The 23768-nt window shown below is 47.7% G+C and carries 22 protein-coding genes; 5 read left to right on the forward strand and 17 right to left on the reverse strand.

Features of this window, described 5'->3' with window-relative positions:
- Window positions 1-3: 3 nt before the first annotated feature.
- Window positions 4-1827 carry an ABC transporter ATP-binding protein gene (locus LBW89_RS00690; protein ID WP_225038211.1) on the reverse strand — a complete coding sequence of 608 codons (1824 nt, stop codon included), beginning with the start codon at window positions 1825-1827 and terminating at the stop codon, window positions 4-6.
- Between the two features lie 110 nt (window positions 1828-1937).
- On the reverse strand, window positions 1938-2759 hold the full coding sequence (locus tag LBW89_RS00695; protein ID WP_225038212.1) for a TlyA family RNA methyltransferase: 822 nt from the start codon (window positions 2757-2759) through the stop codon (window positions 1938-1940).
- Window positions 2760-3167: 408 nt separating this feature from the next.
- Here LBW89_RS00695 and LBW89_RS00700 point away from each other — a divergent pair, with 408 nt between their 5' ends.
- Both LBW89_RS00700 and LBW89_RS00705 read left to right on the forward strand, forming a co-directional pair.
- Window positions 3168-3827 carry a TetR/AcrR family transcriptional regulator gene (locus LBW89_RS00700; protein ID WP_225038213.1) on the forward strand — a complete coding sequence of 220 codons (660 nt, stop codon included), beginning with the start codon at window positions 3168-3170 and terminating at the stop codon, window positions 3825-3827.
- A 53-nt stretch (window positions 3828-3880) separates the two neighbouring features.
- Window positions 3881-5014, forward strand: coding sequence for a choline esterase (locus LBW89_RS00705; protein ID WP_225038214.1), 1134 nt, complete (start codon window positions 3881-3883; stop codon window positions 5012-5014).
- A gap of 89 nt (window positions 5015-5103) precedes the next feature.
- Here LBW89_RS00705 and LBW89_RS00710 read toward each other — a convergent pair whose 3' ends face one another.
- On the reverse strand, window positions 5104-6015 hold the full coding sequence (locus tag LBW89_RS00710) for a LysR family transcriptional regulator (protein WP_225038215.1): 912 nt from the start codon (window positions 6013-6015) through the stop codon (window positions 5104-5106).
- 181 nt (window positions 6016-6196) lie between these two features.
- On the opposite strand from LBW89_RS00710, the gene LBW89_RS00715 reads away from it, so the two are divergent.
- Window positions 6197-7222: a YeiH family protein gene (locus tag LBW89_RS00715; protein WP_225038304.1), complete on the forward strand. Its 1026-nt coding sequence runs from the start codon at window positions 6197-6199 to the stop codon at window positions 7220-7222.
- 77 nt (window positions 7223-7299) lie between these two features.
- On the opposite strand, the gene LBW89_RS00720 is transcribed toward LBW89_RS00715, so the two are convergent.
- Both LBW89_RS00720 and LBW89_RS00725 read right to left on the reverse strand, forming a co-directional pair.
- The gene (locus tag LBW89_RS00720; RefSeq protein ID WP_318249333.1) at window positions 7300-9129 is read right to left on the reverse strand and encodes a polysaccharide deacetylase family protein; all 1830 of its coding nucleotides are present in this window, start codon (window positions 9127-9129) and stop codon (window positions 7300-7302) included.
- Between the two features lie 205 nt (window positions 9130-9334).
- Entirely contained in the window at window positions 9335-9886 is a 552-nt protein-coding gene (locus LBW89_RS00725; RefSeq protein WP_225038216.1) for a PadR family transcriptional regulator, read from the reverse strand.
- 221 nt (window positions 9887-10107) lie between these two features.
- On the opposite strand from LBW89_RS00725, the gene LBW89_RS00730 reads away from it, so the two are divergent.
- Window positions 10108-11328 carry a cytochrome P450 gene (locus tag LBW89_RS00730; RefSeq protein ID WP_225038217.1) on the forward strand — a complete coding sequence of 407 codons (1221 nt, stop codon included), beginning with the start codon at window positions 10108-10110 and terminating at the stop codon, window positions 11326-11328.
- A gap of 95 nt (window positions 11329-11423) precedes the next feature.
- Here the strand turns inward: LBW89_RS00730 and LBW89_RS00735 are convergent, their stop codons facing one another.
- Both LBW89_RS00735 and LBW89_RS00740 read right to left on the reverse strand, forming a co-directional pair.
- The gene (locus LBW89_RS00735) at window positions 11424-12626 is read right to left on the reverse strand and encodes a macrolide family glycosyltransferase (protein WP_225038218.1); all 1203 of its coding nucleotides are present in this window, start codon (window positions 12624-12626) and stop codon (window positions 11424-11426) included.
- Window positions 12627-12649: 23 nt separating this feature from the next.
- Window positions 12650-12910, reverse strand: a complete 261-nt coding sequence (locus LBW89_RS00740; protein ID WP_225038219.1) for a hypothetical protein — start codon at window positions 12908-12910, stop codon at window positions 12650-12652.
- A gap of 154 nt (window positions 12911-13064) precedes the next feature.
- Between LBW89_RS00740 and LBW89_RS00745 the strand changes: the two genes are divergently transcribed.
- On the forward strand, window positions 13065-13970 hold the full coding sequence (locus LBW89_RS00745; protein WP_225038220.1) for a hypothetical protein: 906 nt from the start codon (window positions 13065-13067) through the stop codon (window positions 13968-13970).
- 60 nt (window positions 13971-14030) lie between these two features.
- Here LBW89_RS00745 and LBW89_RS00750 read toward each other — a convergent pair whose 3' ends face one another.
- The 10 genes from LBW89_RS00750 to LBW89_RS00795 form a co-directional block, all read right to left on the reverse strand.
- A complete protein-coding gene (locus LBW89_RS00750) occupies window positions 14031-14771 on the reverse strand; it encodes a 5'-methylthioadenosine/adenosylhomocysteine nucleosidase (RefSeq protein WP_225038221.1) in 741 nt (246 codons plus the stop codon).
- 9 nt (window positions 14772-14780) lie between these two features.
- Window positions 14781-15632 (reverse strand): MetQ/NlpA family ABC transporter substrate-binding protein, encoded by an 852-nt coding sequence (locus LBW89_RS00755; protein WP_225038222.1) that lies wholly within the window; start codon window positions 15630-15632, stop codon window positions 14781-14783.
- Between the two features lie 39 nt (window positions 15633-15671).
- A complete protein-coding gene (locus LBW89_RS00760; RefSeq protein ID WP_225038223.1) occupies window positions 15672-16442 on the reverse strand; it encodes an SDR family NAD(P)-dependent oxidoreductase in 771 nt (256 codons plus the stop codon).
- Window positions 16443-16447: 5 nt separating this feature from the next.
- Window positions 16448-16909 carry an S-ribosylhomocysteine lyase gene (locus LBW89_RS00765; protein WP_124331543.1) on the reverse strand — a complete coding sequence of 154 codons (462 nt, stop codon included), beginning with the start codon at window positions 16907-16909 and terminating at the stop codon, window positions 16448-16450.
- 99 nt (window positions 16910-17008) lie between these two features.
- A complete protein-coding gene (locus LBW89_RS00770; RefSeq protein ID WP_213505130.1) occupies window positions 17009-17689 on the reverse strand; it encodes a methionine ABC transporter permease in 681 nt (226 codons plus the stop codon).
- A complete protein-coding gene (locus tag LBW89_RS00775) occupies window positions 17686-18753 on the reverse strand; it encodes a methionine ABC transporter ATP-binding protein (protein WP_225038224.1) in 1068 nt (355 codons plus the stop codon). The genes LBW89_RS00770 and LBW89_RS00775 overlap by 4 nt, the downstream gene beginning before the upstream one ends.
- 244 nt (window positions 18754-18997) lie before the next feature.
- Window positions 18998-20080, reverse strand: coding sequence for an NAD(P)H-dependent flavin oxidoreductase (locus LBW89_RS00780; RefSeq protein WP_225038225.1), 1083 nt, complete (start codon window positions 20078-20080; stop codon window positions 18998-19000).
- Between the two features lie 723 nt (window positions 20081-20803).
- Entirely contained in the window at window positions 20804-21397 is a 594-nt protein-coding gene (locus LBW89_RS00785) for a YitT family protein (RefSeq protein ID WP_225038306.1), read from the reverse strand.
- A gap of 28 nt (window positions 21398-21425) precedes the next feature.
- Entirely contained in the window at window positions 21426-22274 is an 849-nt protein-coding gene (locus LBW89_RS00790; protein WP_225038226.1) for a PRD domain-containing protein, read from the reverse strand.
- A gap of 33 nt (window positions 22275-22307) precedes the next feature.
- On the reverse strand, window positions 22308-23768 hold the full coding sequence (locus tag LBW89_RS00795; RefSeq protein ID WP_225038227.1) for a glycoside hydrolase family 1 protein: 1461 nt from the start codon (window positions 23766-23768) through the stop codon (window positions 22308-22310).

The raw sequence follows: 23768 nt of genomic DNA on the forward strand, positions 1-23768 counted from the left end.
CTTTTAACCTTCACCTTCCAAAAACACCGACTTCGTTTTCGGTTCATACCAAGATTTCTGGCTCGCAAACATCTTACTGTATTTACCGTTTTTCAAAGACATCAATTGTTCATGAGAACCTCGCTCCGCAATGTGCCCCTCGTCGACAACCAATATTTCATCCGCCATTTTGGCGGCGCCCAATCTGTGGGTTATAAATATTGTAAATCTGTCTTTATTCACATGACTAAACAGTTCGTAAACCTGGCTTTCGGCTAACGGATCAAGCGAGGCTGTGGGTTCATCCAAAATATTTATTTTAGAGTTTGAATACAGCAGCCTGGATATAGCCAGTCGCTGCCACTGCCCACCCGATAAATCCTTGCTGTTTTCTTTTATCTTGCCAAGGTAGGTGTCGATCCCGAATTCCAAACCGTTTACAACATCTTTCAGTCCCATTTCCGAAACGATGGTTTCTAGTCTCTTCTCATCCGTCTTCGTAAGATTTCCAAGGAAAATATTGTCCTTTAAGGTCAATGGATATTTGGCATAGTCCTGGTACACAACGGAGATCAATCCTTTGATCTCTGCGAAGGAAAAGTCCCGTATGCTTTTCCCGTTTATCAAAATTTCCCCTTCAAATTCGTCATACATCCCTGTTAGCAATTTAGTGATGGTCGTCTTTCCCGCCCCATTTACTCCCACAAAACAATAATTTTTATGGTGACTCAATATAAATGAGCAGTGTTTTAATATGTAGTGTTCCGTCCCCGGGTATTTAAAGCTGACGTTTCTGAATTCCAAGGATTCAAACGCAAAAGAGTCCATATCGGCCGGTAACACACAAGCATCTTTTTTTTCGCTAAGCCTAGTAAAGCTTGAAAATTCTTTTAAATATTCTTTTAACCGTGCATAATCATACATAGTGCTGGACAACTGCCACGACATATTCTGAACCAAACCATAAATGGCGTTGACGAGAGCTATAAAGATGCCTAGAGAAATTTCCCCGCGATGAAGCGAAGGCAAAAGCAAGGCCACAATAACAATTACGATGAACAATGTGACCATAGAGCCGCTTTTCATATGTATATAGCTTTTAATTTCGATTTTATTTTCGATCTTACTTGACTCGTCGTAAAGCTGATCGAACTTGTCACGAAGAGGCGTACTGTAGGCAAATAACTTGCGTTCCTCGGCAAAGTCGCGATTAATTAAAATGCTTGATAAATAATTATATTTCCTTTGAATCTTTTTGGCTTCCATGCCCATTTCATAATTTTTTTTGCCCGTTCTCATCGCAATATAAAACAAAGGCACACTTATAATAATGATGACGATGCCGCTAATAAAAGTAGATGACATAACAATGATAAGCAGTGAAAATGAGCTAATTAAAAGCGTTGCTCCCCTAAACCAGTTATTTAATCCCGCCATAAAATTCTTTATCGGATCTGAGCACACCCTGTTTATTAATTCCTGTGTATCATGGTTTTCAATATGCTTATATTCCAAACGAGCTTGCTTTAGGGCGATCTCTTTTTTTAAAATTGCATTTAGCTTGTTTTGAGCCGAAGTATCTATAATTTGTGTGACAGAAGGAATTAGATTTGTAAATATGACATAGCTCATTATTAAAAAGATAGGCATATAAATAGATGAATAAGCAACCTTCCCCTTAAAAATATCCGTCGCCGTATTGATGAAATTAGCTACAACCAGGGTTTGATAGGCGGGTATCAGTGAATTTAGAATGGTTATTAGAATGGAATAGATCGTTTGCAACGGGATTATTCTTAAAGGTACAATTAGAAAATCCAATGTCGTATAATCTTTGGATTTAAGCATTTTGCCTCCCATTTTTCTCTAAGAAAATACGCTAAGTCTCCAATATGTAGAGACTTAGCGTACTTTTAGTTGAATGATCTGTGATATTACCGTTCCATACGCAAATGCTCTTATTTACTATAAGCCTTTAGTTTGGCGGCCTCGCTGACGGCAGTATCGATATCGTTTCGGATATCTCTTCTTACAGAAGCCCCGCTCTGACCGAGCCACAGAAAAAACTCTTTTGTCCCTTTATTCCCCGTAACCGGACTGTGCGTAATACCCAAAACGCGGAGCCCGATATTTTCTGTAAAACTAACGAGATCCATGAGAATTTGTTGATATATACCCGGATCGTCTATTCTTCCCGATCTGCGGATTTGCGGGTCCGCAACCTCAAACAAAGGTTTTACCAAACATAGTATTTCCCCGGACGGCTGCAGCAGTCGAACAACAAGCGGAATCGCCTGTTTCAAAGACAAATAAGAAAGATCCAGTGTGGCGAATTCTGGCTCGGGCTTTAAATGCAGCTTCGCAACGGAACCAATATTTGTCTTCTCCATGTTAACGACTCGGGGGTCAAGCCTTAACTTCCCCGCCAATTGACCATACCCAGCGTCGATCGCATACACTTTCGCCACGCCGTGCTGCAATAAACAATCGGTAAATCCACCCGTTGAGGCTCCCGTATCCAACGCGATTTTGCCGGAAACATTGATTTGAAAATACTCCAATGCGCCTTCAAGCTTAAGGCCGCCTTTTCCGACATATTTCTGTTCATACCCTTTAATGGCTATCTCAACATCTTCTCTAACTTGCTCTCCTTCATAGACCGCAGGAGTGCCGTTAATCAACACCTTATTTGACATGACCCAACTGGCCGCTTCCTTCCGCTCCTCAAAAAAGCCCCGTTCCAGCAGCAAACGCCATAAAGGCAATTTTCGTTTGTTCAACCCATTCCTCTCCTCTTCTTTAAAGTCGTCGATGTGAACTTTGAAGAAGGCGGAGCTCGTATAGGCCGGTCGTAACGTTATATTTCAACTAATAGATGGTACATGTAGAATCAACTCCGAATACATATTTTCACTAAGTCAACTATACATTTGCACGGTGAAAAAGGTTCAAATGCACCACAACAAGAGAAACCACCAGTAATAAATCACATGATATCACAACATTTTCCATTAATATAGATGTATTTTCACATTATCACGCTTAAAATTCATCTATTTTGTAAAGTTATTTTCAGGGTTTATTGTTTCATTTGCACATTTCATATTAACATTTCAATACCACTTGACGTATGAATTTATTATCGTTATAGTGTGAATAGGTTCACACTTCACGGTAAGGAGTATTCTATGCCGACAAATACTTTCTTTCGTTTAAATGAAGCAAGGCGCGAGGAAATATCTAATAGAGCTATGCATCTTTTTGTTGATCATCTTTACGAGGATATAACTATGAAGATGGTTTTGGATCGTTTGTCCATGCACCCCGGAACATTTTATCGGTATTTTGAAGATAAAGATGATCTTTATTGTCTCTTAATACGTAATGTGACCCAGAAAAGAGCTGCGTATTTTAATAACAGTAATGAAGATTCCCTTCTCCAGTTTTTCTTTACCGGCCTATTTGGTAACGTTAATGGCATTGTGACCGAGCCGCTGAATGAGTTGGAAATCAAACTCACTGAAACACTTTTATACATTCCTGAAGACATTTTGCTTAAAGTATATCTGAATGTGCTAAAGGGCGAGTCATTCCCCTTAATCAAGGACATTTTACGCCGAATGAGGGTTGATGGATATCTCCGGCCTGATATTGACGACGACCTGATCTCTTTTATGTTTGAGTCAATGCAGTTTAATTTAGTCATGTTTTTTAGGGAATTCGATATTAAGGACTCTAAGCTGCAACATAAGATTAGCAAGTACTTTACTGACTTTATGAGCCATGGGCTGCTTGAAGATCATAAATATTCTGAAATGGTTAGCGAACTCAAGAAAGCCAAGGAGTAGAAATATATGTATTTCACATTCGCCACTTTTATTAATTAAGGGGGTACAAGAAAATGAAAACTTATGACGCATTTCCAGAACCAATTGGCGGCTATACTGTCGGTCGAACCCAGATGGATTTTGAGTACACGGCATCAGATCACTCAAAAAGAGAACTGACGGCGTTTGTGTACTATCCGTCCGACAGTAGCGAAGGTAAGACTACATCAACGTACATGTTTCCTGAAGTCTACGAAATGCTTGATGAGCAGCCACTTCTCACTGGGTTGAAGGATGCTTACTCTATAGATATCAAGACCCAGTGTTACGACGACCTTGCTCTCTCCGGGAAGGAAAAGCGCTATCCGGTGTTATTCTATGTTTGCGGCGGGGGCGGTTCTCCAGAATGGGGTACCGTGATCTGTACAGACTTGGCAAGCACGGGATATGTTGTGGTAAGCATCGGCCATCAGAATAGCACGATGTATAAGCGTAAAGATGGGCGCCTGTTTAATGTATCAAAGGATTTTTCGGATGTCATTATGGCGTTTTCTGAAGATCCGGAGATGGTGACGTTGGCTGGTAAGATGGAGATGCGGCCTGACGATGAAACTGCCATTGAGATGTGCCGTAACGTGCTTACACTGCCGGTACTTGCCAAGTTAACAAAGTATAGCGAATTACAGGCAGAAGATATAAGGTATGTCGCCGATTCTCTTTACAAACTGGACTCTGGAGAGCTGAATTCCATCTTTAAGGGCAGATTGTTGCTTGACATCGGCATGGGCATTGTCGGACATTCTTATGGAGGACCTACGACGGCGCTGGTTTGCCGGGACGACGACCGGTTCGCCTGCGGGATTGGCTTGGATAGCGGTGCGTTCGGCCTTCAGGGCAGCGACCTTAAGAAACCCTTCTTGCTGCTGTTTTGTGAACCGAACTATAACATGAATGCGATAATTGGCGCTAACAATAGCATGGAAACCTATTATTTCTCCGTTGATCGTGTTGGGCATTTAGATTACTGCGATATCGTGTTTACCAGTGTTAATGAGGAACTCAGAGGCGAACGGGATGCTATGGAGATGCGAAATCTTGTTACAGACTATACGAAGAACTTCTTTGATCATTACATACTGCAGAAGGCTGCAAGTATAGAAAGTCTGGCATACGATGGCGTGAATTTGATCAAGAAGACCAGCAACTAGTGACATAACCGAGAGGTTGCCGATAAACGCATGTCAAAGAGTTAGCCGTACAGACATAAAGCCGATAACCCTATCACGCGATTATCGGCTCACTCCTTACCAGACTCCTTGATAAGTCCAGGATTCAAATACTCCTTAAGCGTTTCAATAAACGTATTCAGCGCTTTGGTCTGGTAGACCGACCTCGTCACGATGGTAAACTCCCGCTTGAACGGAAGCCCCTCGACTCTGATCATTCCGATGTAACCGTTCGTCAGCTCTTTTACAATAGTCCACTTTGACAGCAGACTGATCCCCAATCCGGCCTCCACCGATTCCTTGATCACCTGGGTACTTCCGAATTCCATGATCGCTTTCGGTGTAAATGGGTGCATTTCAAAGAAATGATCTGCCGCCTGTCTGGTTCCGGAGCCTTCTTCCCGAAGAATCCAGGTTTCGTCCGCCAAGGCGGAAAGGGGCAAATCGCCGTTCTTTTTTAATAAAGGGTGCGACGGTGAAGCAACAATGACCATCTGATCCTCCGAAACGACTTCCGAATGTAATTGAGGATCGTTGAAATAGCCCTCGACAATCCCGATATCCAATTGATAGGAGTTCACCAAGTCGATGATTTCTTTCGTGTTGTGAATAATGATGGATGGCTTGATCAAGGGGTACTCTTTTTTCAGCTTGGCGATAATATGCGGCAAAATATATTCACCGAATGTATAGCTTGCGCCAATCGCAATCGGACCGCTGGCACTGCCCGCCAAATCATCCACTAAGTCCTGCATTCTTGTATAGAGTGCCAGGATCTCTTTGGCATGGTGATACACAATCTCCCCGGCTTTATTCATTCGCACGTGTTTATTGTTCCGCTCCAACAACCTGGTCCCTACCAACCGTTCCAATGTTCTAATGTGTTGGCTGACGGCGGGCTGCGTCATATGCAGTTCCTCTGCGGCTTTCGTAAAATTTTGTTTTTCCACGACCTTGATAAACACTTCTAAATATTGATCCATTTTAAACCCTTCCGCCCATTTTGGTTTTTAATGAGATGCAATCCATCCGTACGATGCTAATTCATATAAATTCACTTATCATCCCTATTATATATCGTTATTTTTCTTATGAATATGACGGAGGTACACTGGGGTTGTGAAAATAATTTGGGGTGATAATATGGAAGTCCAACGTGCAAGTATGTTAAAGAAGGAGAAATTCCCCTCGCCGAAAAAGAAAGCTTCCGCGGGCTTGTTCTGTTCAGGTATTGCCTTCACCGTTGTGATTGCCGCAATGGGGTTCGCTTTCTCACGGGTTCCCGGGTTCGATCATGTTGGCCCGCTAGCCTGTGCGATCGTTATCGCGGTGATTTACCGGCAATTTTTCGGTTACCCGGAGGCATTACGGTCAGGGATTCAATTTTCAGCCAAGCGTTTGTTGCGTTTTGCGATTATCTTATACGGTTTGAAATTAAACATAGATACTGTTCTACACCAGGGTCTTCCCCTGCTTGTTCGTGATATGGGAGTCATCGGATTTGCGATTTTGACAACCGTTTGGCTGGGGAAAGTTCTTAAAGCGGAGCCATCATTAACTTTGCTTCTCGGGGTAGGAACCGGTGTCTGCGGCGCTGCGGCTATCGCCTCCGTATCCCCGATATTGAAAGCGAATGATGAGGACACCGCCATTGGAGTTGGCATTATAGCGCTGGTAGGAACCGTTTTTTCAGTCGCTTATACCATTCTTCGGCCGTTTTTGCCGATTTCAGCCATCCATTATGGGATTTGGAGCGGAATCAGCCTTCATGAAATTGCGCATGTCGCCCTGGCGGGGGCCCCTGCGGGACAGGATGCCCTGGCGATTGCTCTTCTGGCCAAATTAGGCCGAGTTCTGCTGCTGATTCCCTTATGCTTCATATTGATCTTTTGGATGAACCGGAAAAACTCCGGAAACAGTAGCGGTACGCGAATTGAATTTCCTTGGTTCCTTCTCGGATTTATTCTGATGAGTCTATTTGGCAGTTACTGTTTAGGCCATTCCATTCCTGTGTCCCAAGGGGTCATGGACGGAGTCTCCAATCTGACGACCTTTATCCTCTCATCCGCCATGGTCGGGCTTGGATTGAATGTAAGTCTGCGCGACCTTCGGGCAAAGGCTCTTAGGCCGCTCATCGCCATGCTAATCACCTCTATCGTGTTATCGGTCGTTACGTTGTTTGTTGCTTAAGAAACGAAACAAGCTCCTGAACTGTCGCATGGACAGTTTCAAGAGCTTGTTGCTTGTTTATGGTGATGAAACGCGACCTAACCGTTTGTCTGGGCCAACTCCAGCATCATTTTTACAATTTCGACGCCATAAGTGGGAACGCTCGCCCACGATCCGCCCAAAGCCTCCACCGTAACCGCCTTTCCCTGCAAAGCGGGAAAATGCCTTGGGTCAGGTGTATCCAATTTCGGATAACCCGGCGCCCCCGCATACAATGCCAGATGATCAACCTGCGCCTGAACCCCTTCCTCCCAGCTGAAAAAGCGCTGATGCGCCGTATGATCCGTGTCGGAGCCGCCTGTCTGGTTTTTTAAACCGGCCGGATTGTTAAACGTTTCATCCAAGATGCCTCCGAATTTCCCAAAGCCCGTCTCCTTTGCGGCCTGACAGTACACGACCGTCGGATCGACTCCCGCTTTCAAAGCTTCCTCCCATACAATGTCCGCCAGGTTAATAAACACTTCCGTTGCCCCTTTAGCACTTGCCCATGCTTTAGCCTGCTGGACCGTAGCTCTTGGAGCGGACAAGATGTATGTATCGCCAACGGTCCTTTCATCGCCGTTATCGTTTTCAGGCTTCTCGTTATTTTCGTCTGCCGGCTTCTCGTCAATGATTTCTTCTGCCGGTTTCTTGGAAGAAAGGGTAACGGTACTGTCTGCGGAGTTCCACGTCATATCCATTCCGGCAAGTTCACTCACAAATCTTAAAGGGACATACGTTTTTTCCTTTATGATAATTACGCTGGTATCCATCTGTATCTGCGCTTCATTGACTACAGCCACTTTGTCGCCAATCTTCAAATCGACATGTGTATTGTCCTTCCACAGAATCAAATGTTTCTGGTCCCCGCTTCCCTCCCATTTGACGCCAAAGCCCAAGGATTCCGCCATGAATCTTACGGGCACCAGAATCCGGCTATTTTCATCGACATGTGGTTTCGCATCCGAAAATTCGACTTCCGTTCCATCGTATATCAAATGGATATTACGCTCTTCGGTACCGCTGTTTCTATTGTTGGAGCCATCGGCGTTAGCCGCCGTCTCCTTGTCCTTATTCTGCGCAGCCGGTGAATTTGCGGCCTTTGAAGGAACGTCTTTTGAAGGAGCGGTCTGCTTTGCCGTATCGGGGGCGGCTGCGGGTGTCGATCCGTCCAGATTGTCAGCCAAACCGTTCAATTCCGCCATCGTAACAAAAGTGTAGCCTTGAGACCGGTAGTAATCAATAATTTGAGGAAGTGCCTTGACCGTCTTGTCCCGTTTTCCTCCCCCGGAATGCATCAGCACGGTGATCTTGTTGCCGGAGCTGGACTTCACCGTTTTGAGAATGCTGGCAACAGAGCTGCCCGCCGCCCAGTCCCGGGTATCGACCGTCCATAGAGCCTCGGCATGTCCCAATGCCTGAATTTCTCCCCTCACCCGTCCCGATGTCGCCCCATAAGGAGGACGCATCATGGTCGGAGCGGAGCCGGTAGTTTCCCGAATCGCTTTATCCGTCTTTACAATCTCCTGGCGAACCTTCTCTTTGCCAAGCTTGGTTAGTTCCGTATGTCTCCACGAATGATTTCCTAGAGCATGCCCTTCTTTTACAATGCGTTTCATCACGTCGGGATACTGTTTCACCCGATTTCCTACTACGAAAAATGTACCCTTTACCTTTTTATCTCGCAAAATATCAAGCACTTTCCCTGTATATGTTTTATCCGGCCCGTCATCGAAGGTTAAGGCCACCATTTTATTAGCTTTGTTTCCCGATGAGGAGTCCGGCTTAGATCCCGCGGCTGCCGAATAACCCGTTCCGGCTGAACTGACTAGTAAAAAGATCATTACGGTAGTAACAATAAGTCTGCATAGATGATACCTTGGCTTCATGAAAATAAACCTACTTTCAGTATATTAATCTAGTGAGCATTCTGCATAACCGCAAAATGCCCATGTACTGAAAAAGTATAGAATATTTTTTTCCAAAATGATAGAGAACTTGTATCCAACTTGTAACTTTTGAGAATAGGGATCAAAGGAGGGGGAATGGTATGACCATGAAGAAATATCCTTTGCGTAAAAGCTGCAAGAAAGTCTATACGAAGCGATCGGTATCGGAATTTGAAAGCGTGGCCGGCGCCTGGAATTCAAGAATCCATTGCTTCACCCAGGCCAATTCGTGTTCGGTTTGCGCTTTTTTGAAACGAATGACCTCCGCCGTGAATCCATTTTGAGAATGGAGCAGATCGAATCGGCGGTTTCGCTCCATCTCCTCTTCCAACACGCTCAGCCGTTTGCGTAAAATATCGAGCCGCAACTCGGGCTCCAGGCGGTCGAACAAGGCGACGCGAACCAGAAACTCCATCTGGTTGGCCGCCGCTTTCCTCGGAAAATCCCGGACGAGTTCGTCGAATATCTCTTCTCCCGTCTCCGTTAGCAGATAGACGTGCCGGTCAGGCTTACCGTCCGCTTTCTCGACCTCTTTCGTCATCGCTCCCATTTCCTGAAAACGCCGCAATGCGGGATACAGCAAATTGTTATTGATCTCGAACGATTCCCCGAGCGCCTCTTGCACGTTCTTTTTGATTTCATAGCCGTGCTTGGGCCCTGTCAAAAGCTGCCCCAATATCAAGATATCCGCATACATCTAAATCACCTTCGTGCTATAGTCTAGTGAAAAAATGATATAAATTTTCTAGTATTTGTATTTTATGTTATAATATTTTCATATGTTAAATTAACATAGGTTATTTTAACATATGAAATGAACATGCACAATCGTCGCCACACTGTTCAGCAAAGGGGGGGTTCGGTTCCGAGACGTTCCTTTTAGAAATTCAAATTCAATTAAATATGGGAGGGAATCTGATGAATGCTAGCCGCCAAGTGATCATACTGGACGAAATTTCCAAACTCGCGACAAAACAAGAGCAATGGGAACCGTTTTCCTGGTACAAGGATATGAGAGAAAATACCCCCGTTTATTACGATGCCGAGCAGGATGTTTGGAATGTGTTTTCGTACGACCATGTTAAACGCGTGCTGTTCGACCACGAACTGTTCTCCAACAAAAAAGAACGAAGTCTGATTCCGGTTCCCCGCCAAATGGATAGCCGGAGCAATGTCAACCTTGTCGATCCGCCGGAGCATCGCAAACGGCGCGCTCTTCTCGCCCAAGCATTTACTCCTCGCAGCCTCAAAGATTGGGAGCCCCGCATCCAGGAAATCGTCGATGAACTGATCACGGACATGGAGAGAGCTCCAGTCGTCGATATTGTGCAAAAGCTGGCGATTCCATTGCCGGTTACCGTCATTGCGGATCTGCTCGGGGTCCCTTCCCGGGATCGCGACCGGATCAAAGCGTGGTCGGACATTCTTTTCCTCCCTTATAATTTGGAAGCTTATGACGACATCGAAGAGCAAAAAGGCCTGGCGATGAAGGAGTTCGCCGAGTATTTGTATCCTATCGTCCTGGAGAAACGGAAGCACCCGGCGGACGACATCATCTCCGACCTGACCAAGGCCGAACTGGAGGGGGAACAGCTGACGGATGAAGAGGTGGTTATGTCGGCCATCGGCCTGCTTGGAGCGGGCAACGAAACGACGACCACGCTAATCTCCAACATGTTCTATTGCATGCTGTTCGATCAACCGGGCGTTTATCAAGAGCTGAGGGCCGATTTGACTTTGGTCCCCAAGCTGGTTGAGGAAGTACTTCGCTTTCGCTTTGGGGCGACGATCGATCGGAAGGTGGCCCGGGATACCGACGTTTTCGGTCCCGAAATGAAAGCGGGGCAAGTCGTTGTAGCCTGGATCGGCGCCGCCAATCGGGACGAGTCGCATTTCGCCCGAGCGGACGCATTCGATATCCATCGTCCCGGCAATCAACAGCATTTGACCTTCGGGGCCGGTCCCCATTTCTGTCTGGGCGCCCCGCTTGCCCGATTGGAAGCGAATATGGCCTTGGCCTCGTTTGTGAAACGGTTCGCCGATATCCGTAAGGTAGACGGTTTAAATCTTAACGATCATTTGACCGCTTCGGCCACGGGCCAGTCCTTGAAGAGTCTTCCCGTGGGACTGAGCCTTTAAGTAAACGCTATTGATATTAGAAAAAGGACGCTCCCCTTTTCGCTTGGGCAGCGTCCTTCCCGTGAAATCGTCTTGCCGTACCTATCTCCCCTTGATCATTCAGTTATGCCAAGGCTTCGTTTATACGCAAAGATCTCTTCGACAGCTTGCCGATAGCCGCCCGCGTCCCGGAAGGAATCGCCGATTTCCCCGCATGCCATACGGATGGACGGATCGCCCAGCACCCGTTCCGCGGCCTCTCGGAGTTCCCCCGCGGTTAGGCCCTCTTGTTTTAACTGGATACCTGCGCCGAGTTCGGCCACACGCCGGGCTATGACAGGCTGGTCGGCGCTTTGGGGCAACACGATCAGCGGCACGCCATAGTACAGGCCTTCGCTGGTGCTGTTCATGCCGCCATGAGTGATGAACAATTTAGCGCGCTGCAGCACCTCAAGCTGCGGTACGTAGCCCGCCACGGTAAAATTCGCCGGAATGTCCCCCAATTCCTCAATTCGGGTTCGGCTGCCGACGGATAAAATAACGGTGTACTTTGTATCGGCGAACGCCGCAAAACAAAGTTTGTAAAAATCCGCCGCCTGGTTGAAAACCGTGCCGAGCGATATATAAATCAGGTGTTCCGTGTCCACATACGGGAACGCAAATGAATCGTTGGAACGCGGCACGACAGACGGCCCCACAAACTTATACGTCTCGTCGAAGCCTGCCCCCTCGGGTTGGAAGCGCCTCGTCGTGTAGACGATGGTCATTGGCGCAGGATTGCAAAAAACTTCATAGGCGGCGTTTACTTGCACACGGTATTTTGCTTGCACCTCACTGACCAGTTGCCGGAATTCCCGCTCGGCTTGTTCATTCACAGCTGTCGGAAAATGGCGCGACAGGCTCTCCTGCAAACGGTCAAAGCCGCTTTGTCCCATGACAAAACTCGTGCATGAGTTGATCGCCGGCAAGCCGAGAATTTGCGCAAGCAAACGCCCGCAGCCGAACATCGAGTCATGGATGAGGTAATCGAACCGCCCACCTTCGGTTTGCTCCAGGACGTTGGGAATGACGATATCGGCGGTGCGTAACAGCCCGCCCACTCGCGCCCAAGGCGTTCTTCCTCCCGCAAGGAACGCTTCCAGAAACTTCCTGACGTCGAACGTTATCACTTGTGCGCCCGCCCGCTCCACACGATCGCGATAGGATTCGGCAACGAAGTACACCACCTCTTCGCCGCGGCGGACAAGTTCTTGCACCACTCCAAGAGTCGGATTGATGTGACCCTCGGAACCTCCGTTAATAAATAGAACGCGAGCCATAGCCATCCCCTTTCATAGTTCTTCTATTCGTCTTTCCCGCCGGGCAGCTTCAATCCGTCCTCCAGAACTTGGACTTTCCCGGAGCCATCGTGTTTTTGCCATAGCGGCTGCACTCCGCCTTCACCGGCGTCCGCTGAGATTGGCGAAGCATTTGCCGTAGTAGATAGTTGCGGAGACGCCGATCTGTACTTTGCTCCGGAAGCTTGGCCGGGATCCGCATCATTCCCGCATGCCGCAGTCAACAACAAGCAAGCGGCACTGATGACGCATATTTTAAAATTCACAAAAGACCACTCCAAACGTCTATGATACTTTTATAGACGCATGAACCTAAGAAAAGTTCATATTGAGGCATTTAAGTTAAAAATATGGAAGAATATGCCGATAACATTTATATGGTCACGTATTTTTTTATGGAGTTGTACGAGGAGGTATAACATGAAAATCGAAAGTAATGTTATCTCATCGCTGCCAAGAATCGACATTCAAAATCGGGGTAACAATCAAGTGAAAATGGAGTCGGGTCCGGCCCTTCCGGGATACGACAGCGTGGAAATCAGCGAGGCGGCCAGACGGTTGGCCGAAGGGATTACGGATCGTGAGTTGCCTGTCGGCGCGGTAAAGCACCATTCGATAAGACCGTTTTTTACCGCCGAAATGGATTCTTCCTTAGAGCGATTGCTCAGCGGAAAATCGCCTGAAGTGGAAGAAGCCGTAAATTACTTAATCAGCTCCAACTTTGTTCCGGACGGCTCGGTTTCGGATGAAAGCGAACGGGCGGCGTTGCTTGAGAGCGGGCTGGCCCAGGCGAAATTTATTGCCGACAACTATATGACAGAGAGCGAAGCGGCTGAATTTCTAGCCACCATGGATAAGATCGCGGCGTATGCCAAAACGAGAAAGGTCGATCCCGATACCGGTGAAGCGAGCTATATCGATCTCCCCCGCAAACCTGAAGGCGCACCCGATGATTATGTCAATATCGACTCTTTGATGAAAAAATATGATCCGGAATCCGCCAATAAAATCGCCGAGATTCTCAAAGACGCGGCGAATGGCGGCAGCGGCGAGGGCTTTGCGAAAATTCTGCTGGAATTTAACCAAAAGCTGGCGAAAAACCCGCAATGGTCGAGCAGCTACCGCGCTGAAAGCGACAATGTGAATGCGGTATTGAACAACACGAAAATCGACAATCGATTTGCAGGCGCGGACACCTCGAGTATGGCCGCGTTCTTGGAAGATATGAACAGCAAGTTCCAGAATACCTCCTTTGAGAACAAAAACTTCTTAACAAGGAATATAGAATATTTCGCACTTATCCTTGATGGCACATTTAAAGTTTAAACCTAGCGAACCCCGTCTTCTTGTGAGGACGGGGTTCGCTCAAAACCAGGTTATGAAGGTTCAGGAAAAGCCGGTGTAAGAGGGCGTTGCTTTTTCACCAATGAAGCTGCTAACCAGCAGGTCCGTAAAGTGTGCGGCATGAACGGCAACGGCGTCCAAATTATCGTCGAAGCTGTCAGCCGTTACACCGCCATGTCCGGCGATATCAGATACCGCTTTTACGGCCAATACCGGTATTCCATATTGCGCAGCGGCCTGCACGATGCCCAGCCCTTCCATATCCGATACCTTGACGGCGGGGAAGGTTGATTTGACCCTTTCTACCCGCTCCGGTTCACTCATGAATGAGTCCAGGGTCAATACTAACCCGAAATCAAGAGAATAGGGGAGTTCTGCCGCTGCCGCTACTCTCCTCGCCCGATCCAGCAAAGCTGCATCCAAATCGTATCTGGCCGGCATTTGCGGAACCTGTCCGGGTTCATACCCGAAGCAAGTAGCATCGACATCCCCATAAATGTACTGCGTTGCCACAACGACATTACCTACGCTCAATCCTGCGCCAAATGCGCCGGCCGATCCGGAATTCAGGATCAGATCCGGCTGATGCCGTTCGATCAACAGCGTGGTTGCGACGGCTGCGTTGACCTTGCCGATGCCGCTTTCTACAAGGATGACGGGTTGGCCTCGGTACACAGCCTCCTCAATGATAACCTTGCCTACTTGGGTCCTGGCCGTAATTTGCGCCTGATTGCGAAAAGGAGCCATCTCCTCCTCCATCGCCGTAATTATAGCAATTCGCATGGAGCCTCTCTATTCTTGCAGATAAGAGATCGGCTTATCTACGGGCACCTTGGTGCCGCCGAACTCCTGCTCGATATATTTTTGCGTATCCTCGTTGTGATACAACTCACCTAATTTTAAAATGCCAGGATCATTCTGCTTCTCGGAAGTGGTCGCCAGCACATTGATGCTATTCTTCGTATCTACGGAGACTTCCTCATGGAACAAAGAGTCCTTCAGGACATTTAATCCGCCTTCCATAGCGATCGTGTTGCCGATCAGTACCAGATCGACGTCCTGAATCACCCGCGGGCCGGTCGTATCGTCGATCAACTTGAACTTCAGATTTTTAGGATTATCGACAATATCGTTAACCGTACCCGTCCCCAAATTAAAATCATCCTTCAGTTTGATCAGACCGGCAGTCTGCAGCAGGCTTAAGCCTCTGGCCGTATTGGCCGGGTTGTCCGCCAGGGCGACGAGGGCGCCGTCCGGAACCTCCTTAATATCCTTGATCTTCTGCGAGTAGATGCCCATCGGCTCCAGATAGGTGGTCGCCGTTGCTACCAGATTGGCATTGCTTTCTTTATTATAGTTGAAGAGATAAGCCCAGGATTGGAAAGCATTCACATCGACCTCGCCTTCCTTGGTAGCGTTATTCAACTCCACGCCGCCATTGATCTCCTTGACTTCAATATTAAGCTTGGCATCCTTGGCCGCCTGTGATTGCGCGATATGCTTCCAAATCTGAGCATCGGAGCCCTGCGAACCGATGACAATCTTCTGGCCGTCACCCGAAGACTTGCCGCCGCAGCCCGCGGTCGCCAGTATCAATACCAATCCGAGTGCTATTCCGCCCCATAGTTTACCTTTATTACTCATATGATCCTCTCCCCTTTTGATCTGGATGCCGTTTTTCTCTTAATGCATGGTCATACCGCCGGTTACATTGATGGCTTGGCCTGTCATATACGAAGATAACGGACTGGCCAAAAACAGAGCGACGTTGGCCACATCCCTGACCTCGGCCGTTCTGCCCAGCGGAATTTGGGAGCAGTCCTCCGCATAGATCTCCTCGGCCGTCATGCCGCGGATTAATCCGCCTTCGACGCGCTCCCGATGCTTCATCGGCGTCTCCACAATACCCGGACATATCGCATTGACGAGTATGTTATGCCGTGCCAGTTCAATCGCCATCACCTTGGTCAGTCCAAGCACCGCATGCTTCGATGCGCAATAGCCGCCCATCGCCCGATAGCCGTTCTTGCCGGCCTGCGAAGCCATTTGGATAATTCTGCCCGGCTTTCCGGCATCGACCATCGCTTTCGCAAATATTTTCGATACCAGGTATAACCCCGTAGAATTAATGGAGAATACCTTCTCCCAATCCTCCAGCTTGCTGTCAATCACGTAATCCATCGTGGAAATGCCAGCGCAATTCACGACGATGTCCGGCACTCCCGTCTGTTCCAACACTATATTTGACCAGCGATAGATATCCTCCGATCGGGACAAATCCAGTCTGGATTCGAACAACCGCCCGTTAACTTCTTTAAAATCCCCTTCATGAGCGAGATCGGCTGAGACGACCCTGGCCCCACTCTGCAGTAGAATTTGTACGATGCCTTGTCCGATGCCTGAATTGCCCCCGGTTACAACCGCTGTTTGTTGCGATAAATCCAAAGTAATCATAGCTACTACAATACTCTTTCAAATGGATCTCTGCTAATTCCGGCTTGCAAGACGATCTTCGCGTATTCCTGAGCAGAGAACAGGGAATGATCCTTGTAATTGCCGCATTCCAAAGCGGAGACAGCCGGAACCTCGGTTGTTTCCAGCACCCGCTTCAGCGTTCTTTCCAGTGCGGACGCGATCTCTTCGGGATCGTGCTCATTCCAGAGAATCAGATAATATCCGGTTCTGCATCCCATCGGAGAAATATCGATGATGCCTTGAATCTCGTCTCTCATATAGGTAGCGAGCAGATGCTCAAGAGTATGAAGTGCCGCCGTCGGAATCGCGTCTTTATTCGGCTGCAGGAAGCGAAGATCATATTTTTGCACAGTGCTGCCCTTTTCATCATGCTCAAGCCCTGCCGCTCTGACGTAAGGAGCCTTTACGATCGTGTGGTCCAATTGAAAACTTTCTACTTTTGCCATTGTTCTTCAGTCCTTTTTGTAGTGTTGTATGTTTAACCAGTACCCGCCGCCCAGAGGCTGGAGACGGTATACTGCACAAACCGTAGTCATACCCCGATGTCAATGCGTCGTCTTCTTGGTGAAATAATCCCCGATAAATTGGCACACGAACACGAGAATCAAGATCAGAATCGTAGCCACAAGCGTGATATCCGTCTGGAACCGGTTGTACCCCTTATTGATAGCCAGGCTGCCCAGGCCCCCCGAGCCGATGGCCCCAGCCATGGTGGTCAGTCCGATCAGGTTAATGATCGTCACCGAGGAAGCCCGGATAATCGCAGACAAGCCTTCTTTCAGATATACGCGGAAAATAATCTCAATCGGTCCCGACCCCATAGACTGAGCCGCTTCAATGATCCCGGAATCGACTTCCACCAGCGCATTTTGAATCTGCCGGGCATAGAAAGGAACGATGCCGATGACAAGGGGCACGATCGCCGCATTCATACCGATCGATGTGCCTGTAATAAGTCGGGTAAGCGGCACGACAACAGCGATAAGAATGATGAATGGAATGGATCGGAACAGGTTAATGAATTTCTCCAACACACTATAGACCAGCCTGTTCTCCAGAATGCCTCCCTTATCCACCACAACGAGGGTGACGCCAAACAAGATCCCGAATAACACGGAAAATAACGAGGTAACGACCACCATATAAATCGTCTCGTAGGTGCTTAGCAGGATGTCCTCCCTTAAATCCCAGATGTTAGGAAAATATCTTGTAAAAAAATCACTCATGCCGGGTCACCCACCTTTCGATTCTGAAAAAGTCGGGAATTGATAACTTCAACGTCTACCCGAGCCGACTGCAAGTATCGCAAAGCTCCCTCCAGATCACCGGGAGTGCCGGACATCACTACGATCAGATTGCCGATCGGGGTCTGCTGTAAAATCTCCACATTCGCGAATAAAATATTCGTCTTCACTCGGTAACGGGAAGTCAGCTCAGAAATAACCGGTTCACTGGTACTGTCGCCGATATAGGAGATCTTGCACAGCATATCGTTATCCTTCAGATGAAGGAGTGAAGGATGCGACGTAAGCTTGTCCAGCGTCTGCTCGATATGCGTAGCCGTATTGATGAAATCACGGGTCAACGTATTTTGCGGACGGCTAAAGATCGAGACGATATCGCCCTGCTCGACAATCCGCCCGGCTTCCATAACGGCAACCTTATTACAGATCTCTTTCACAACCTGCATTTCATGCGTAATAATGACAATCGTCAGCCCCAGCGTTCGATTCAATTTCTTCAGCAATTCCAGTATGGATAGCGTCGTCTTCGGATCCAGGGCACTGGTCGCTTCATCGCACAGCAATATTTCCGGATCATTCGCCAGCGCTCTGGCTATAGCCACCCTTTGCTTCTGACCGCCCGACAATTGCGAAGGATAAGCATCCAGTTTATCCGACAAGCCTACCAGCTCCAGCAATTGTTTAACCTTCAGGTCCCTTTCGCGCTTGGAGAGCTTGGAACTCTTCAAGGGAAAATCCACATTGTCATAGATTGTTCTCGAGTTCATCAAGTGAAAATGCTGAAAGATCATTCCGATCCGCTTTCTGGCCAAGCGCAGCTCCTTGGGCTGCAAGGCCAGCAAATCCTGCCCATTGACTACTACACTCCCCGCCGAAGGCCGCTGCAGCAGATTAATCACACGGACCAGCGTGCTCTTCCCCGCCCCACTGTAGCCGACAATGCCGTATACGTCTCCCGCGTCAACCTGCAGACTGACATCCTGGACGGCTGTAACCGATTGTGACCCATTTTCAAAGGTAACTTGAATATTGGATAAAGTAATCATGATGTCCAACCCTTTCTAGACTTCTGTGAACTAAGCCAGCTCCGGAAAATATATTTCTGTCATTTTACATCAGTTTACTCGGAATTACTACAACAATTTTTTAGGAAAACTCTACCAAACCGCTATGCCACGCATATTTCCAGATGCAAAAAGCCCTTGAACTTCCATGGAAGGAAATTCAAGGGCTCGTTCATTCGTTCAATCAACTTAACTTATCGGTCGTCTAAATCACTTTTTCATTTATTTAAAACAATTCTGATAAATGGAAATTTCGGACAAGAGCACTGGCTTGATCAATGGTTTGTTTGATAATGGAAGCAGCAGGTTGGGCGCCTGCTAACCGAAGCCCCTGGCCCGCCCAAAGCGACATGTACTCGGGGTTGTTCGCTTTTGCAGCCGCCTGACGAATGTCCCGGGTCAGCGCGTTTTGAATAGGGTAAGCCGGGATGGTGCCCGGGTACTGACGCATGTCAATCATAAATTTGGTTTGAATGCCTCTTGAAGCTTTTCCGGTGTATGCACGCGTAATTTCAGTGAAGTCCTCGTTTGTCGAGAGGATTTTCTGTTTATACGTTTCGTGAGCGCCGCTCTCGGGGCAGGCTAGAAACGCCGTGCCCATCTGTACGGCTAAAGCTCCTAAAATAAGACTTGCTGCAAGTCCGCGCCCATCCATGATTCCCCCCGCTGCGATGACCGGGATCGACACATAGTCAACGATCTGAGGAACAATAGCCATCGTGCCGATCAAAGCATGGGAAGGGTCTTTCATGAAGGTCCCCCTATGCCCGCCCGCTTCGCTCCCCTGAGCCACAATGGCATCTGCACCGGCTGCTTCCAATTGCTTGGCTTCAGCAACAGTTGTTGCCGTTCCAATGACGAATATGCCATGCTGTTTCATGGTTTGAATCACGTCTTGAGAGGGTATGCCAAAAGTGAAACTAAATACGGGTACACGTTCCTCCAAAATTACCTGTACCTGCTCCTCAAATGATTCTGAAAACTTCATGATCGATGGATTTTGAGCGGTGTCAAGTTCGATGCGGTATTTATTCAGATAATCCGTCATCCGGCAAATTGCTTCTTCCGATTCTTCTGATGGCTCAGGGACAAACAAATTTACTCCGAAAGGCTGGTCCGTTCGCTGCTTGATTTCTTGGATCTCGCTACGGAGCTGCTCCGGCGTTAAGTAGCCGCCCCCCAGGTTACCCAGCCCGCCGGCATTTGAAACAGCCGCCACCAGTTCGGGTGTCGAAACACCGCCGGCCATCGGCGCTTGAAAAATCGGGTAGCGAATTTTAAGCGTACGCGTCAGATCAGTCTCAAGCACTTTTAAAGACCTCCTTTTATTGTAAATTTCTATAATTTACGTATTCATAAGATTTCGGATAAATCTATTTAACACCGACTTATCATCCGTCGTAAAGATCTTATGAACTGCAGTTATGTGAATTTATCCGGATTTCAAGGCAGAGGTTCAATTCAACAAATCATAACCAGCCGTCAAACGGGTGGTTTGCTCGAAGGCTATAAGCCTTTATTACCGGCTCGCGTCTAAAGGCGCTAGCTTTCACTGCGTTCAAGCTACTATGCCGTTGCCAGATAACATAGAATTCCTGCATATGTGCATGTTTTTTCTTGTTTGGAGCCAAAAATTTCAAAATTCCTGCAAATCTGCAGGAATTTTTGACGAAACCGGCTCGTTTCTCTAAAATCGCTAGAAATTCTTGCAGATTTGCATCTTTTTTCGCATCCCCTCGGGGATCGGCCTAAATACCTGCAGATTTGCATCTTTTTGGAGTTGGAAGCTTGGAAGCACACTGGGCGCCTCTTTGTATGTGACATATCACTTCGATTAGTCATTAAGCCACCTCTTCCTTTCGTTATACATAGTAGCTTGAACACTCCTATGATAGAGCTCAACTGGTTAAAGCCCAAAGCAAAAGCAGCCAGCATATAGCTGACTGCTTCTTCCGGTTGCAGGCTTACTTTTTGGGGATACCCCTGACGTCTTAAATCCTTTTTTTGTACTATATAAATGCCGAATTACTGGTCACCTTGGGTGGAATCTTGCAATGAGATGGGGCAGCGATTTGGTGAAGTCCATCGTCCGTCCCATAATGAGGGATGCCAGGAATGTGAAAAATGCCGTTTTGATATCCATGATCATGGCTCCAAGTATAAGCACAACAAAGTCAAATGCAATATGAATCGTCCCCATCTTAAGATTAGGAGAATGAAGTTGAATTAACCGTCCTAACAGTCCAACCCCACCGCTGGTCAGCCCTTGGCTAAAAACGATGCCCGACCCGAACCCTAAGCATGCCCCGCCGATCACATTGCCTAACCATAGCGGAGGGTGAACCCAATTTCGAATGGGATCGAGCAGGTCAAGGAAGATGGACAAAGCCCCGGCCACAATCACGGTCTGGATCACGAAAGAACGGCCAATCCGCTTCCAGGCCAGCAATAGCAAAGGAATATTAAGCGCAAACACGACGATACCCGGGCTCCAATTTAGAGTATAGAGCGTGAGAATCCCGATCCCCGGGAATCCTGTACTGAATAAGTGAACGGGAACATATCCTGCGTTTACGCCTAACCCCATAATAAAACATCCAATGAACGAAATCATAATGTGGTTCACTTTCAATATGGAAGAACCTCCGTCTAATCTAAGCCAACTGGTTATGGGAGATCAGCCTGTGAATATGCACCGCCAGATAGGTGAGCTCCTCGTTTGGAATGGTCTTCCCGTACACCTGGTTTATATACTCTTTGATCTTGAACGCCCCGTCCATCGCCTGCGGATACAGACTGGCAATTTGCTCAAACAGGGTGTTGTCCGTATTCTCCAGCATCTTATCCGTATAAAACCGCTCCACAAAAAACTTCACATGGGTTACAAAACGGGTGTAATGAACGTTTTCGATATCCATATCAATATTCATCGAATATCTCACCAGGTTGACGATGCTGCCGATCATCTTGGCCATCTTCATGCCGTCCTTGGATTCCTTCTCCCCGCTTTGGGCATTGATCAAGTGAAAAGCGATGTTGGCCGCTTCCTCTTTGGGCATGTCGATGTGCAGCTTTTCTTTGATCAGCTCTAAAGAGAAGCGTCCGATTTCAAATTCCTCGGCATAGTAATTTTTAATCTCCCAAAACACTTTGTTGGCAATCGCGATTTTTTTGTGATACCGTTCAACCGCAAAATGCAAATGGTCCATAAGGGTAAAATAGATCCCCGTGTTGAGCTTGGTTTGCAGCTTCTTTTCCGCGTAAGCCACAATCTGCCCGGTCAGTTCCACGTATACCGGAGGTATAGTATCCAATACGCCAAGATACTCTTTGACTTTGACATTTTCGATGGGCATGAAAATTTGGTCGGCTTGGTGCTCCTCGACGGTATTGCCCGCTTTTTGGCCGTAGCCGATGCCTTTGCCAAACAGAATGTACTCCTTGTTCTGCTCATCCTCCACCAAAACTACGCTGGAATTCAACACTTTTTTGATTTTGATCATCACGGGTCACCTTCCTTATCGAAAGATAGGGAATTAATCCAAATCCTCGCCATTGCTTTCAATCACTTTTTTGTACCAGTAAAAAGAATCCTTCCGGCTACGCTGCAACGTGCCGTTCCCTTCGTCATCCTGATCGACATAAATAAAGCCGTATCTTTTGGACATCTGGGACGTGGAAGCGCTGATGATATCAATCGGTCCCCAGCTTGTGTAACCAAACAGGTCAACGCCGGCTTCCACCGCTTCCTTCATTTGTTTAAAGTGTTCCCTAAAATAATTGATCCGGTAGTCATCGTGGATCGAGCCGTCGCTTTCCACCTGGTCCACGGCGCCCATGCCGTTTTCCACAATGAGCAGCGGTTTTTTATAGCGGTCGTATAACTCAATTAAGGAAATTTTCAGGCCCACCGGGTCGATCTGCCATCCCCAATCCGTTACGGGCAAATAAGGATTTTTCACGCCTGTGATCGTGTTGCCCGACGTTCGCTCCAGCCCCTCTTTGGCGGACTCGGTTAACGACATATAGTAGCTGAAAGAAACAAAATCGACCGTGTGCTTCCGTAAAATCTCCCTATCTCCCGGTTCCATTTGCAGCTTAATATTTTTCTGCTCGAGCATGGTTTCGATCAGTGGCGGGTATTCTCCAAATACCTGCACATCCGCGTAAAAATAAGTGTGCAGATTCTTCATCAGCGTAATCTCCACATCTTTGGGGTGGCATGTATTCGGATAGGTCGTCAGCATCGTCAGCATGCAGCCTACCTGGCTGCCCGGAATGATGCGGTGGCAATCCGCCGTCACCAAGGCCGAGGCAACAAACTGGTGATGAAGCGCCTGATAAATAACCTCTTCCACCTTGCCCTCCGGACAACGATCTGGGACAATGCCCGCGGTTGTGAAAGGATGGCGGATGATGCTGTCGATTTCGTTGAACGTCAGCCAGTATTTCACCAGGTCCTTATAACGCGAGAAGCAGACATTGCTGAATTTCACAAAATAATCGATGACCTTTCTTTCTGCCCAGCCATTGTATTTGACGCTTAAAGCAAGCGGCATTTCATAGTGGGACAGCGTGACGATCGGTTCGATGCCAAGCCGTCTCATTTCCGTGAACAAGCCGTCGTAAAACTTCAGCCCCAATTCATTAGGCTCGTTCTCTTCCCCGGTCGGAAAAATCCGGCTCCAGGCAATGGAGACGCGCAGCGCCTTGAAGCCCATTTCGGCAAACAGGGCCAAATCCTCCTTATACCGATGATAAAAATCGATCCCTCTGCGTTTGGGATATTTCTGGACGTCCGGATCTTGCATCGCCCGTTCGATCATTTCGGTGGTAACAACATGGTGCGCTTCGTAATCCTCAACATTTAAATGCGGTCTATACATGGCTATGTCTGCTACGGACGGACCTTTCCCATCCACGTTCCAAGCGCCTTCCGCCTGATTGGCGGCAATAGCGCCGCCCCATAAAAAGTTCTCCGGAAATCCTTTGTTCAT

The organism is Paenibacillus sp. alder61 (assembly GCF_020179875.1).
In the GTDB taxonomy this organism is placed as follows: Bacteria; Bacillota; Bacilli; order Paenibacillales; family Paenibacillaceae; genus Fontibacillus; species Fontibacillus faecis.

Bases quoted from the DNA above. Each gene is read 5' to 3' on its own strand.
- LBW89_RS00795 (WP_225038227.1), bottom strand. From the start codon at position 23,768: ATGAACAAAGGATTTCCGGAGAACTTTTTATGGGGCGGCGCTATTGCC.
- LBW89_RS00770 (WP_213505130.1), bottom strand. From the start codon at position 17,689: ATGAGTGATTTTTTTACAAGATATTTTCCTAACATCTGGGATTTAAGG.
- LBW89_RS00720 (WP_318249333.1), bottom strand. From the start codon at position 9,129: ATGAAGCCAAGGTATCATCTATGCAGACTTATTGTTACTACCGTAATG.
- LBW89_RS00725 (WP_225038216.1), bottom strand. From the start codon at position 9,886: ATGTATGCGGATATCTTGATATTGGGGCAGCTTTTGACAGGGCCCAAG.
- LBW89_RS00735 (WP_225038218.1), bottom strand. From the start codon at position 12,626: ATGGCTCGCGTTCTATTTATTAACGGAGGTTCCGAGGGTCACATCAAT.
- LBW89_RS00730 (WP_225038217.1), top strand. From the start codon at position 10,108: ATGAATGCTAGCCGCCAAGTGATCATACTGGACGAAATTTCCAAACTC.
- LBW89_RS00775 (WP_225038224.1), bottom strand. From the start codon at position 18,753: ATGATTACTTTATCCAATATTCAAGTTACCTTTGAAAATGGGTCACAA.
- LBW89_RS00765 (WP_124331543.1), bottom strand. From the start codon at position 16,909: ATGGCAAAAGTAGAAAGTTTTCAATTGGACCACACGATCGTAAAGGCT.
- LBW89_RS00745 (WP_225038220.1), top strand. From the start codon at position 13,065: ATGAAAATCGAAAGTAATGTTATCTCATCGCTGCCAAGAATCGACATT.
- LBW89_RS00710 (WP_225038215.1), bottom strand. From the start codon at position 6,015: ATGGATCAATATTTAGAAGTGTTTATCAAGGTCGTGGAAAAACAAAAT.
- LBW89_RS00790 (WP_225038226.1), bottom strand. From the start codon at position 22,274: ATGATCAAAATCAAAAAAGTGTTGAATTCCAGCGTAGTTTTGGTGGAG.
- LBW89_RS00760 (WP_225038223.1), bottom strand. From the start codon at position 16,442: ATGATTACTTTGGATTTATCGCAACAAACAGCGGTTGTAACCGGGGGC.
- LBW89_RS00750 (WP_225038221.1), bottom strand. From the start codon at position 14,771: ATGCGAATTGCTATAATTACGGCGATGGAGGAGGAGATGGCTCCTTTT.
- LBW89_RS00705 (WP_225038214.1), top strand. From the start codon at position 3,881: ATGAAAACTTATGACGCATTTCCAGAACCAATTGGCGGCTATACTGTC.
- LBW89_RS00715 (WP_225038304.1), top strand. From the start codon at position 6,197: ATGTTAAAGAAGGAGAAATTCCCCTCGCCGAAAAAGAAAGCTTCCGCG.
- LBW89_RS00690 (WP_225038211.1), bottom strand. From the start codon at position 1,827: ATGCTTAAATCCAAAGATTATACGACATTGGATTTTCTAATTGTACCT.
- LBW89_RS00755 (WP_225038222.1), bottom strand. From the start codon at position 15,632: ATGAGTAATAAAGGTAAACTATGGGGCGGAATAGCACTCGGATTGGTA.
- LBW89_RS00700 (WP_225038213.1), top strand. From the start codon at position 3,168: ATGCCGACAAATACTTTCTTTCGTTTAAATGAAGCAAGGCGCGAGGAA.